Raw genomic sequence first — 13161 nt, forward strand, 5'->3', positions numbered from 1 at the left:
GCTTTATGCCAGTTAGAAACTATACATACTATGATTACACCATCAGCCTATGTCCAACATGCCTTTCGCGTGTTGGTGCCAAGATTATTATCGAGGATGAGCAGGTATTTATGACAAAAAACTGTCCTGATCATGGCTTTTTTAAAACACTGATTGCAACTGATGTTGACTATTATAAGAACATTCGGAATTATAATAAAGCCTCAGAAACACCTTTGAAATTTGATAATGAAGTACATTATGGCTGTCCCTATGATTGTGGCTTATGCGTCGATCATGAACAGCACAGTTGCCTTTCTATTATCGAAGTGACCGACCGCTGTAATTTGACCTGTCCAACCTGTTATGCCATGTCATCGCCCCATTATGGACGACATCGCTCGCTGGAAGAAATTGAACGGATGTTTGACAAAATCGTCGAAAGTGAAGGTGAACCGGATGTGGTTCAGATCAGCGGTGGAGAGCCAACCATACATCCTGATTTTTTTAAGATTTTAGACATTGCGAAGACAAAGCCTATTAAGCATCTCATGCTCAATACGAATGGGATCAGAATTGCAAATGATCCTGGTTTTGCTGAGCAACTCGCGACTTATGCGCCTGAATTTGAAATCTATCTCCAGTTCGATTCCTTTCGCCCATCGGTGCTTGAGAAATTCCGGGGCAAAGATCTTACGGATATCCGAAAAAAGGCCATAGACAAATTAAATGCACTCAATCTAAGTACAACCTTGGTCGTCGTCCTGGAAAAAGGAACCAACGATGATGAAATAGGGGAAATTTTGGATTACGCCTTACAACAGCGATGTGTACGGGGGGTAACCTTTCAACCGGTGGAAATTGCCGGTCGAAATGCGGCCGATGCACAGCAACATAAAATGACATTAACGGAGGTACGTCAGGAAATCCTGAATCAATATCCACTATTGGACCCACATGATATTATTCCTGTTCCTTGTAATCCTGATGCTTTGGCAATGGGCTATATACTGAAAATAGGAGCGGAGCGTATACCTTTGACCCGACATATTGATCCTGCTATTTTGTTAAATAGCCAATCGCGCAACACCATTGTATATGAACAGGACAAAGGTGTTCAGATGCAATTGCTGGATATATTTAGCACGGGAATTTCTGTGGATAAGGTAAAGCCAAAAGTAAACCAGTTGCTTTGCTGTTTACCCGAGGTCTGCGCACCTGATCTTGATTACGACAATCTTTTCCGAATTATCATTATGAATTTTATGGATGCCTATGATTTTGACGTTCGCGCAGTCAAAAAATCATGTGTCCATATCGTCAACAAAGACTTGAAATTAATTCCTTTTGAGACGATGAATTTATTTTATCGTGATGATAAAGTAAAACGACTGGAAGAACTAAAACTATCGGATGCTATTCGATTTTAACGGGAGATAAGTTATTTTTGTCGAAGAAATACCTTTGGTCTTTTCTTTGCAAGATGTAGTGTTCATCGCATTTGGCTACACATTGTCAGGTAAGGAAATCAACAAAATTAGAAGTATGAAATTGGGCATTGTTAAGCGTTTTATTTTTGTCTTAAGTCTCTTGGCTTTTCAGTTGCATGTGTTTGCACAGGATTCAGTTCAGGTTAGAAGAAATCAGAGTAACGATCGAACCGCGGCACATGTTGGCTTCAATAAAAGGTCAGCTGTGGATTCCACACGTGTTGGCAATGACTCCTTGCGCAATGACCTGAAGAAGGTCAATTTGACTTTTCTTGCTAATATTCGAACAGGTTCAATGGCGGATTTCGTTGCGCAACTGAATGAGAAATCCAATACGTATACTGCGACCAATACAGGATCGGCCAAAGACAGCATTGCTGCAATTAAAAATAGTATTCACGAAGAAATTAGGCAGCTGAAGTCTATTAAGGGCAGTATCAGTAATTATTCAAACAGTCTTAATATTACCCAGGATCAGATCAGAAATTTGGTCAACCGTTATGATATTAGTACCAGTAATCATAGTCGAGCGTACCAATACCTTGATAATGCTCAGCTCAAGCTGTCGGCAAAAATGGATTCTCTAGAAGCCATCAACCGTACGATAGATGAACTTATCGCCAAGAACCAACGCCATTTGCTGCGTCTGGATGCTGTGCATGAAGTGAAAAATGTAAGTAAAAAGGTCGATTCTACATCGAGCAAAAGTTCGATCTGGAAAGCGAATACGGCGGCGATTTCAAAGGATGTAATTTTAAACAATATACGGAGTAATTATAGTAACAATACAGCGATAGACAAATATGTTAATCGGACCGATTGGGCGAGCCGTATCCTATTGATTGTATTGGGATTGGGCTATTGCTACTGGATTGTGCGGGTGTCCTATATCCTTCGACAGAATGATCCTGAACATAAACTTGCGATTGATGCTATCGTTGGGAAAACAATTATTTTTCTCTTGACACTGTTGCCTTTTGTAAACTTCTTTACACCAAGTTTCATTCTGCAGGCTTCCCAATTGGTCATTATGTTAATCTTCATGTTTTTGCTAAGGCATCGCATGAGCGGGTTACAGCGTAAAATTGCCATTATCCTCATTGTATTCTATCTCCTGGATGTATTTGTCAATATGATCGTAAGCGATGACCTCTTTTTAAGGATCGTTTGTATCGCCTTTAATCTGATTGCACTGGGACTTGTTAGCTACACAAAGCGACGAATCAAAAATGCAGATAGTCCGGGGTATATCAGCAATTTTATTTATGTCGTTTTCGCTATCCTTAATATCACGGCAATTACCTTGAATGTGATTGGTCATGTTGAGCACTCGCGGAGCTTTAGTATTGCCTGTGCCGTTGGTTTAGTCCAATCCTTTACGTTGCAGTATTTTGCAGACATGATTAAGGCAGATGTACGTAATCAGTTTAAAAAAGATCGATTGACTGCAGGATTCTGGATGCGTTTTAACGAACAGCGTACATTGGCTATCATCACCGAAATTCTTCGGATCGTATGTGTGCTTTTGGCCATTATTGTGTTGGCAAACAACTTACAGTTTATAGAAACATTATTGGCCGCGAGCGAAGTCTTTTTTGGCAAAGTGCGCAGCATTGGAAGCATATCTTTTACACTCGGCAACCTTGTTGTGGCTGTTTTACTGCTTCTGGTGGCCAACTGGTTTCAAAAAAATATCAGTTTGATTGTTCTCGGCGGTGAAGACGGTCAGCTTAGCCAGGTCTATAATCAGAAGATGACCCTATTTCCGCTCTTTCGGTTGGCGATTATTCTGATTGGTTTTTTTATGGCAATCTCTGCCCTGGGAATGAGTTTGGATAAACTTACCGTTGTCATCGGAGCACTGAGTGTTGGTATCGGTCTGGGCATGCAGAATATCATCAATAATTTTGTATCGGGCATTATTCTGGTTTTTGACAAGCCATTTCGGGTGGGCGACCAAATTGAACTTGCCGACAAAAAAGGGCGGGTCAAAGAAATCGGTATACGTGCCAGTGTCCTCAAAACTGCAGATGGTGCCGACGTTATCATCCCAAATGGTGATTTACTCTCTGGAAGAGTCGTCAATTGGACTTTATCACAGGAATACAGTAAAACAAGCTTTGTACTCCATATCGATCGACAGGCCGATCTGGACAAAGCGAAAGAATGGATTAAAGATGCGATGATGTCCAGCCCACATTATATACAGGATAGAGATAGCGGGATCAGCATACAGGATATCAGTGCCGAGATGATCTACCTGAGTGTTTACTGCTGGGTAAACGCCGCAGCCAATGCCTCGTCGCTTAAAAACGATGTGCTGCTTGTGTTATACAAAAAGTTTGAAGCGGAGGGCTTGAAATTTTATAGTGTCATTCCACCCAAAAATTAGTTTATCAATTGACTTTTTCTGACGAGTATACATAATGGATTATCGGGAGCGCTTATTATTTAGTCAGATGGGTTCGGAAATATAACGGGCTGAATCCCTTGGCGCGTTTGTAGAAATGGGAAAGATGGCTCTCGTCGGTAAATCCGAGTTCTGCAGCAATTTGTTTCAAGGTATAATCTTTGGATTTAAGTCTGTTCTCGATGAGTTCGATTCGGTAGCTGTTGATATAGGCTCTCAAACTGGTGCCGAAGTTCTTCTTAAAGTAGATTCCAAAATAGGATGGAGCAATATTAAATTTCTGAGCCAGCAGGCTGACCTGAAGTTTTTCGGGCGAAAAAATATAGCGATGAATATAAGCCGAAATCGATCGGTCTACATATAGTTCATGCTGCTGGGGTAAGCGTTGTGTTTCTGATATTTCTTTGTAGAGCCCAAAGATCGCAACGAGTTGGTCAAATAGCCAATCAGAACGCTCGTTGACAGTGGCATTACTATACAGTCGGACAGCTTCCAGGATATGTGAATAAATCAGGCGATGGTGCTCGTCCATATACAGTTTGCGTTCCTTTAATCCTTTATCGTTCATTAGCTCCATAATCCACGCATAGCGCTTTAGATTACGTTTATTCTGCAGGAAGTAGGTGTCTGTAAATAAAATAAACAAAAAATGGGTCTTTTCTTCAATGTTAAAATAATGCTTGTCTGCCGGACTAATTAAGAACACATCGCCAGGTTCATAATTCAGTTCAAATTTGTTGATCACATGGGTTCCTTTGCCCGAACGAATATAAACAAGCTCATAATAATTTTGCTCGTGTGGAGGCAAATGAAAACTATCCTCAATAAATTCACTGATCCGTAAAGGTTCAAACTGTTTTTTGCGCATTGCTCTCCTGATATATATCTTTAAATGTACATAAAAATAATGTATTTGTACATGTTATTGCCTGCTCTACTATCGCACCTTTGTGTCGTATAAAATGATAAGAAAACATGATTAATTTTATAATGATTGCATTTTGCATCGCAGCGGGGATGTTGTTAAGGCGAACAAATTTAATTCATTCCGAAGCACATAAAGGGATCAATACCTGGATTCTTTATTTTGCCCTGCCGGCGGTGTCTTTCAAATATATTCCGAAGATCGTATGGTCATCAGAATTACTGTTTCCCGTGTTTTCGGCGATCCTCGTTTGGGCAGGCAGTTGGTTATTTATGGAAGTATACTGTCGGCGTAAAAATTATAAGCAGCGCTCCCGCAGTAGCTTGGAATTGGCAGCAGGTTATAGCAATACGTCCTTTATAGGCTTTCCATTGATCATAGCTTATTTTGGGGAAGCCCAGTTGCCGATTGCAATTATTTGCGACCAAACTACATTTATTCTACTTTCTACTGCCGGAATCATCAATGCACTAAAAGCGAATGTCCAGGATGGCGAAACGATCGATGTCAAATTTATGCTTCGAAAGTTAGTCAGCTTTCCACCCCTGATCGGTTGTATAACAGCCTTAATGCTGTCTCAATTTGTTGACCTTTCAGTTGCTGAGCCTTTTTTCGATAAGTTGGTGGCCACCGTTGGGCCCTTGGCCTTATTTTCTATTGGTTTACAGTTGAAGTTTGATGGTTGGCGACAACAGATTTCGCAGATCAGTACAGCGATGAGTTATAAATTGATTCTTGCCCCAGCATTGGTATTACTATTTGCATTACTACTTGGTGTGAAGGGAGCTGTTGCGCGGATCAGTATATTCGAAGCAGCTATGCCAACCTTGGTCACTTCGGGGATCATTGCCGAGCAATACCATCTGAATACCAAGCTGGTCAATCTGGTTATCGGTTTTAGTATTGTTGTGGGGCTGCTAACAACAGCATTTTGGGATTTTGTTATTCGACTTTTTTTCTCCTAACCTACAGTTGCGTTGATTGATTGATTGATTGATTGATTGATTGATTGATTGATTGATTGATTGATTGATTTTGAATACAGCGTAGGCCTGATTTGGCAGCGATTAGTCTTATCCGAAGTATTGTGTAGTCGTGGGGGTGTATTCACTTCGTAACATTTTGATAGTGAATCATCTCATGCGAACAACTTTTTTGCTGTTCAACTGTTATTAGGCTATAACCATCTATAAAAAGGAGGTATGTTATGAACCTGATACACAAAATTGAACATTGGGGCGATGCTCATCACCCACAATGGATTGATTACCTAAGAATAGCCTTAGGGGTCGTTATTTTTGCCAAAGGTGTAAGTTTCGTAAATGATAGGGATGTTGTTCAACATATGATTGAGCAAAGTAGTTTCCACTTATCATCATGGGGTGCTGTTCACTATGTGGTTTTTACCCATTTGGTGGGAGGGTTGTTCCTAATTTTAGGTTTTCAAACCCGTCTGGCCTCACTACTGCTATTTCCGGTACTGGTAGGGGCTGTATTTTTTGTTAATATCACCCACGGGTTTAGTTATTTGAATTCCGAATTGTGGCTTTCTATAGTCGTATTCTTTTTGCTGATCTTTTTTATGGTCATGGGCTCTGGAAAATACTCCCTAGATCAAATGATGAACAAACCAGGATACAAAAGGGATATCTAAAAAAAAGCTCCTTCATGCATGAAGGAGCTTTTCTTTTTTTATTTGCCTTGCTCGTCAATCCATTGGCGCGCATTAACGAATGCTTCAATCCAAGGAGAAACTTCGTCCTGACGACCTTTTGGATAATTTGCCCAATGCCATTGGAACACCGAACGCTCAATATGTGGCATAGTAGCCAAGTGGCGTCCAGTCTTATCGCAAACCATTGCTGTATTATAGTCCGAACCATTTGGGTTATGCGGATATTGCTCATACGCATATTTTGCAACGATATTGTATTGCTCTTCAGCATACGGAAGGTTGAATTTTCCCTCCCCATGTGAGATCCAAACACCCAATGTACTTCCCGCTAGTGTCGATAACATGACGGAATTGTTTTCCTGAACTTTTACAGATACAAAGTTTGACTCGTGTTTTCCGGAAGTGTTGTGTAGCATTTTTCCGTGGATTTCATGCTCAGGATTGATCATTTCAAGTTCCATAAATAGCTGACAGCCATTACAGATACCAACCGAAAGTGTATCCGGACGAGCAAAGAAATCGGTTAGGGCTTTTTTCGCTTTTTCATTGTAAAGGAAAGCTCCAGCCCAACCTTTTGCCGAACCCAATACATCTGAGTTCGAGAAACCGCCTACAGCACCGATAAATTGGATGTCTTCCAATGTCTCGCGACCAGTTATCAAATCGGTCATGTGAACATCTTTTACATCAAAACCTGCCAAGAACATGGCGTTAGCCATTTCGCGTTCGGAGTTGGAACCTTTCTCACGAAGGATCGCAGCTTTCGGACGTGCCTTAGTTCCGTCAATGTTAGGTTTCTTACCATCAAATTGACTTGGGAAAGTAAAGGCTAGGGGTTGATTTTTATAATTATCAAAACGTTGTTGCGCTGTTCCATTTTTAGATTGCTTTGAATCCAAAAGGAATGATGTTGTAGACCATACATCACGTGTTGCTGCGACATCAAAGCTGAATACCGCTTCTTGATTTTTAATCGTTACCGTATTACCTTCGATCACCTGACCAATTTTAACCGCGTCCACAGCAGCTTCCTTGACAATCGCTTCAAAAGCAGCGTCGTCTTTCGCCTGCAGGACAAGTGCAATATTCTCATTAAAGAAGGCTTTTACGCTATCAGATTCATTTAATGCTGAAAGGTCATAGTTGGCGCCGAGATTAACATCGGCAAAGGTCATTTCCAATAAGGTGGTAATCAAGCCCCCCGATCCGACATCGTGACCAGCTTCGATCTGTCCTTCGTTAATTAATTGCTGTACGGTATTGAATGCTGTTTTGAAATAAGCAGCATCTTGAATGGTCGGTACTTCAGTACCTAATTTATTGATGATCTGCGCAAATGACGAACCGCCTAATTTGAACTGATCTTTTGATAAGTTGATGTAATAGATCGATCCGGCCTTTTTGTTCAGCACAGGTTCTACCACTTTTGTGATATCAGTACAATTTCCTGCGGCAGAAATGATCAATGTGCCTGGGGCAATGACGTTTTCGCCGTTTGGATATTTTTGCTTCATCGACAAAGAATCTTTTCCCGTTGGGATATTGATTCCCAATGCAATGGCAAAATCCGAGCAGGCTTTAACAGCTTGGTATAAGCGGGCATCTTCCCCCTCATTATTGGCCGCCCACATCCAGTTGGCCGATAGGGAGATTCCTGCGAGGCCATTTTTGATTGGCGCAAATACGATGTTGGAAAGCGATTCGGCAATAGCCGTTCTACTTGCCGCCGCCGGATCCACCAAGGCAGCAACAGGGGAGTGACCTATTGTTGTCGCAATACCTTCTTTACCTTTATAGTCAAGTGCCATAACACCGACGTTGTTCAACGCTAATTGCAATGGACCTGCACATTGTTGTTTGGCAACACGGCCACCAACACAACGGTCTACTTTATTGGTTAACCAATCTTTCGAAGCAACAGCTTCCAATTGTAATACTTGGTTTAAGTAGTTTGGAATGTCGGCTGCATCATAAGCAAGATCCGCATAATTGCGAACGACGGTTTTATCGCGCATGAAAGTTTTTGGCGATGAACCAAAGAAATCTTCAAGGGCGTAATCCATTGGTTTTTCACCTGTACTTTTCGATTCGAAAGTAAAGCGGTGGTCGCCAGTGACATCACCTACAGTGTACATTGGTGCACGTTCGCGATCTGCAACACGTTTTAACGTGTCAATATCATCTTCAGCGATCACAAGTCCCATACGTTCTTGCGATTCATTACCGATAATTTCTTTTGCCGATAGTGTAGGATCTCCTACAGGAAGTGCATCCAGGTCAATTAAACCTCCGGTCTCTTCAACAAGTTCAGATAAACAGTTTAAGTGGCCACCTGCACCATGATCATGGATAGAGACAATTGGGTTATGATCGGACTCTACTAAGCCACGAACAGCATTCGCTGCACGTTTTTGCATTTCGGGATTGGAACGTTGAATCGCATTAAGCTCAATTCCAGAACCAAATGCTCCTGTATCTGCAGAAGATACAGCGGCTCCACCCATTCCGATGCGGTAATTTTCACCACCTAGGATAACGACTTTATCACCAGTTTTCGGCGTATGTTTTTTCGCTTGATCTAGTTTTCCATAGCCAACACCACCAGCTTGCATAATGACTTTGTCGTAACCAAGTTTACGGCCATCCTCTTCATGCTCAAAGGTCAATACAGAACCTGTAATGAGGGGCTGACCAAACTTATTACCGAAGTCAGAAGCACCGTTGGAAGCTTTGATCAGGATGTCAACTGGGGTTTGGTATAACCATTGACGCTCTTGCATCGCATTTTCCCATGGGCGTGTTTTGTTGAGTTCCTTTGCCGGCTCAGTTACTGTTCCTGCCTGAAGGTCCAATTTATTTTGTTCCAATCGCGAATAAGCAGTCATATATACAGCTGTACCCGCCAATGGAATCGCTCCTTGGCCACCGGCCATACGGTCGCGGATTTCACCACCTGACCCAGTAGCAGCCCCCGAAAATGGTTCTACAGTAGTTGGGAAATTGTGTGTTTCGGCTTTTACTGATAAAACCGAATCAAATGCTTTCTCTTCGTAAAAATCAGGTTTGTCGGCAGATTTAGGCGCAAATTGTGTGACACGTGGCCCTTTAACAAAGGCAACGTTATCTTTATAAGCAGAAACAATCTCGTTCGGATTGGTTTCAGAAGTCTTTTTGATTAATTTAAATAGGGAAGTGGGCTGCTCTTCGCCATCAATGATAAAGGTACCATTGAAAATCTTGTGTCTACAGTGTTCAGAATTTGCTTGTGAAAAAGCGAATACTTCCGAGTCTGTAAGCAGACGACCCAACTTGGTCGAAAGATTATTGAGGTAGTCTACTTCTTCTGGATTTAGCGCAAGGCCCTCAGATTTGTTGTAGGCCTCGATGTCTTCAATTTCCAATATCGGTTCAGGTGTGATGTTGACGGTATACATGTCCTGTGTCAACATACTGAACTTTTGTGAAATCATTGGATCGAAGTCATTGAAATCCGCTGGTACCGGTTGAAATTCTTCTATACGAACAATTCCTGCAATGCCCATATTTTGTGTGATTTCTACGGCATTGGTACTCCAGGGAGTAACCATCGCAGCGCGGGGTCCTACAAAGTAATGGTTAAGGTTTTGGTCGTCTAGTTTTTTGGCGTTGCCGAATAGCCAGTTGAGTTTAGTAATGTCTTCTTGTGATAAAGAGTTTACGCTTTGAACACCATATACAGTGTTCGATGGGTTCTCAAAGAAATGAATCATTATAAATGTTTGTTTTGAACGTTCTTCAAATTAAAGCACAAAGTTACATATTTATTTTGATGGAAATGCTTGAATTTTCATTAAAAAATAGGCTCAGGTTGCGTTTACTGGAAAAGGCCAAAATTGCTGTTTTGTGTAAATAAGTGTAAAGTTGTGTTAATTCATGTAAATAAAAGTTATAATTAATAATTGCATTCGTTTCGTTCGGGGAAAGCCCCTACATTCGCAGCATTCATCACCTATGAATAAATATGATTATCCTTGGGAAGGGGTTTATGAACTCCTTCATACGATCTCTTCCTTCGGTATGAATCTAAGCTCCAAATAGCTACCTTGGCTCTATCGTATCAACTTTCAAAAAAGATAAAATCGCTTGCTGCCTAGCCTAATGAAGTCTTTTGAGGAGCCTACCTACCGTATTAAATTCAGACCAACTGTTGATGAAGGGTAAATTGACGTTGGATATAAACTCAAATTTATCTAAGTTTGTGCATCAAATCAAATTCGAGATGAATATTTCATATAATTGGTTAAAACAACACGTTAATATAGATTCGACACCGGAGGAACTATCGCTTATCTTGACAAATACAGGATTGGAAGTAGAAGCTTTGGACGTCGTGCAGAGTATCCCAGGTGGATTGGATGGTTTGGTTGTTGGTGAAGTGAAAACTTGTGAACAGCATCCTAATGCCGATAAATTAAGAGTAACCACCGTTGATGTCGGTGGACCGGAGTTATTGCACATTGTATGTGGCGCACCAAACTGTCGTACAGGATTGAAAGTCATTGTTGCTACAGTGGGTACGACATGCCATCCGCTTACAGGAGAGCCTTTTAAAATTACCAAATCTAAAATTCGTGGTGAAGTTTCCGAAGGTATGTTGTGTGGAGAAGATGAAATCGGTTTAGGTACATCCCATGCCGGTATCGTTGAATTACCAGCTGATGTTGCTGTGGGGACCTTAGTGAAAGATCATTTCAATATCCAGGATGATTACCGTTATGAAATTGGTTTAACACCAAATCGTGCAGATGCAGCTTCGCATTTAGGCGTTGCAAGAGATATTGCGGCACATTTTCGTACACAATTGTTAAAAGCAGATGTTTCTGCATTCAAGGCTGCTGAGGCTGAGGGAACGACGGTGGTCGTTGCAGATGCACAGGCGAGCCCACGTTATAGTGGTATCAATATTACTGGTGTTCGCGTTGGCGAATCTCCAGATTGGTTGAAAGAGAAATTAAATGTTATCGGTGTTCGTCCGATCAATAATATTGTCGACGTCACAAATTATATATTACACGATTTAGGTCAGCCATTGCATGCTTTTGATGCTGATAAAATTGCGGGAAATAAAGTCCTTGTTCGTCTTGCGACTGAGGACGAGAAATTTGTTACTCTGGATGGTGTGGAGCGTACCTTGTCTGCAGAGGACTTGGTGATTGCCGATGCTGAAAAACCGATGTGTATTGCGGGGGTTTTTGGTGGAGCACATTCTGGTGTATCAGCCGAAACGACCAATGTATTTTTGGAGTCAGCTTATTTTAATGCTGTTTCTGTACGGAAGACTTCCAAAAGACATGGTTTAAAAACAGATGCTTCTTTCCGTTTCGAACGGGGTACCGATCCAAATATTACGGTTGAAGCATTGAAGCGCGCTGCTTTATTGATTCAAGAAATTGCAGGTGGAACGATTTCATCTACCCTAAAGGATGAGTATCCTGTTGTGATTAAACCGTTTTCATTTCACGTGAGCTATGCGAATGTGGTTCGTTTGATCGGTCAGGCGATTCCAAATGAAGAAATTAAATCCATTATTGTCGCTCTTGGCATTGAAGTCACTTCAGAAACTGAAACAGGCCTTGATGTGTTGGTGCCGGCATATCGTGTCGATGTCACACGTGAGGTCGACGTTGTGGAGGAAGTGTTGCGTATTTATGGTTATAACAATATTGAGTTGAAGTCACAAATTAAGGCCTCTTTAAATACGGTTGAAAAGCCAGATAAGGAAGTTGTCTTAAATCAATTGGCTGATCTGCTCATTGCAAATGGATTTCGTGAGATTCTGTCCAACTCCCTAACAAAGCTGGACTATGCGGATGATAGCGAAACGGCGGTTAAATTGTATAATCCATTGAGTTCGGATTTAGATACGATGCGTCAAAATATGGTGTTTTCTGTTTTGAGTGCGATTGAATATAACCAAAAACGAAGAAACTTTGATCTGAAATTCTTTGAATTCGGTAAGACTTATGCGCTGGATGGTGAAGGTTATAAAGAAACACAACACCTGGTTTTTGCCATGGCGGGTAAAAATGAAGCTGAGCAATGGAATAGCAAAAAAGATGCAGTTAATTTCTATAACCTAAAAGCAGCCGTAGATACTGTTATCAAAAGGCTGAAAATTGAAGGGATTCAGATACAAGATGCTGCAAGTTCACATTTTGCCTATGGTTTGAACTATATGAAAGGGCAGAAATGTCTGGTTTCATTTGGTGCAATTGCAAACGCAGATTTGAAAAAAGCAGATGTTGAAGGTCAGGTTTTCTTTGCTGATTTTGACTGGGATGTTTTGATGAAAATTATTCGTAAGAATAGCATCCAATATAAAGAAGTTTCCAAATTCCCGGCTGTACGCAGAGATTTGTCGCTCTTGATCGACGAAAATGTAAGCTTCGATAAGCTACAATTTGTCGCTCAGAAGACCGAACGCAAGCTTTTAAAGGAGGTAAATGTGTTTGACGTGTATAAAGGTGATAAAATTCCGGAAGGGAAAAAGTCTTATGCTCTGAGCTTTATCTTGCAGGATGAAGAAAAAACACTTACTGATAAGCAAATTGATGCGATAGTTCAAAAATTAATTGTTAATTTTGAGAAGGAACTAGGCGCGGAAGTGCGTGGTTAATTAGAGATACAACATTAATTGGTAATA

7 protein-coding genes are annotated in these 13161 nt (G+C 41.1%); 5 read left to right on the forward strand and 2 right to left on the reverse strand.

Features of this window, described 5'->3' with window-relative positions:
• The first annotated feature begins 5 nt into the window (after positions 1-5).
• Both ACHWSC_RS22730 and ACHWSC_RS22735 read left to right on the forward strand, forming a co-directional pair.
• Positions 6-1409 carry a radical SAM protein gene (locus ACHWSC_RS22730; protein ID WP_120334702.1) on the forward strand — a complete coding sequence of 468 codons (1404 nt, stop codon included), beginning with the start codon at positions 6-8 and terminating at the stop codon, positions 1407-1409.
• Between the two features lie 115 nt (positions 1410-1524).
• Positions 1525-3861, forward strand: coding sequence for a mechanosensitive ion channel family protein (locus ACHWSC_RS22735; protein WP_145328515.1), 2337 nt, complete (start codon positions 1525-1527; stop codon positions 3859-3861).
• Between the two features lie 55 nt (positions 3862-3916).
• Here ACHWSC_RS22735 and ACHWSC_RS22740 read toward each other — a convergent pair whose 3' ends face one another.
• A complete protein-coding gene (locus tag ACHWSC_RS22740; protein WP_120334700.1) occupies positions 3917-4747 on the reverse strand; it encodes an AraC family transcriptional regulator in 831 nt (276 codons plus the stop codon).
• A gap of 107 nt (positions 4748-4854) precedes the next feature.
• On the opposite strand from ACHWSC_RS22740, the gene ACHWSC_RS22745 reads away from it, so the two are divergent.
• Positions 4855-5769: an AEC family transporter gene (locus ACHWSC_RS22745; RefSeq protein WP_248933427.1), complete on the forward strand. Its 915-nt coding sequence runs from the start codon at positions 4855-4857 to the stop codon at positions 5767-5769.
• 242 nt (positions 5770-6011) lie between these two features.
• On the forward strand, positions 6012-6458 hold the full coding sequence (locus tag ACHWSC_RS22750; RefSeq protein ID WP_075991990.1) for a DoxX family protein: 447 nt from the start codon (positions 6012-6014) through the stop codon (positions 6456-6458).
• Positions 6459-6496: 38 nt separating this feature from the next.
• Here the strand turns inward: ACHWSC_RS22750 and purL are convergent, their stop codons facing one another.
• Complete coding sequence (gene purL / locus ACHWSC_RS22755) at positions 6497-10228, reverse strand: phosphoribosylformylglycinamidine synthase (RefSeq protein ID WP_145327470.1); 3732 nt, start codon at positions 10226-10228, stop codon at positions 6497-6499.
• 509 nt (positions 10229-10737) lie between these two features.
• Between purL and pheT the strand changes: the two genes are divergently transcribed.
• Complete coding sequence (gene pheT, locus ACHWSC_RS22760; protein WP_394678276.1) at positions 10738-13134, forward strand: phenylalanine--tRNA ligase subunit beta; 2397 nt, start codon at positions 10738-10740, stop codon at positions 13132-13134.
• Positions 13135-13161 lie beyond the last annotated feature (27 nt).

This window comes from uncultured Sphingobacterium sp. (assembly GCF_964277905.1).
In the GTDB taxonomy this organism is placed as follows: domain Bacteria; phylum Bacteroidota; class Bacteroidia; order Sphingobacteriales; family Sphingobacteriaceae; genus Sphingobacterium; species Sphingobacterium siyangense.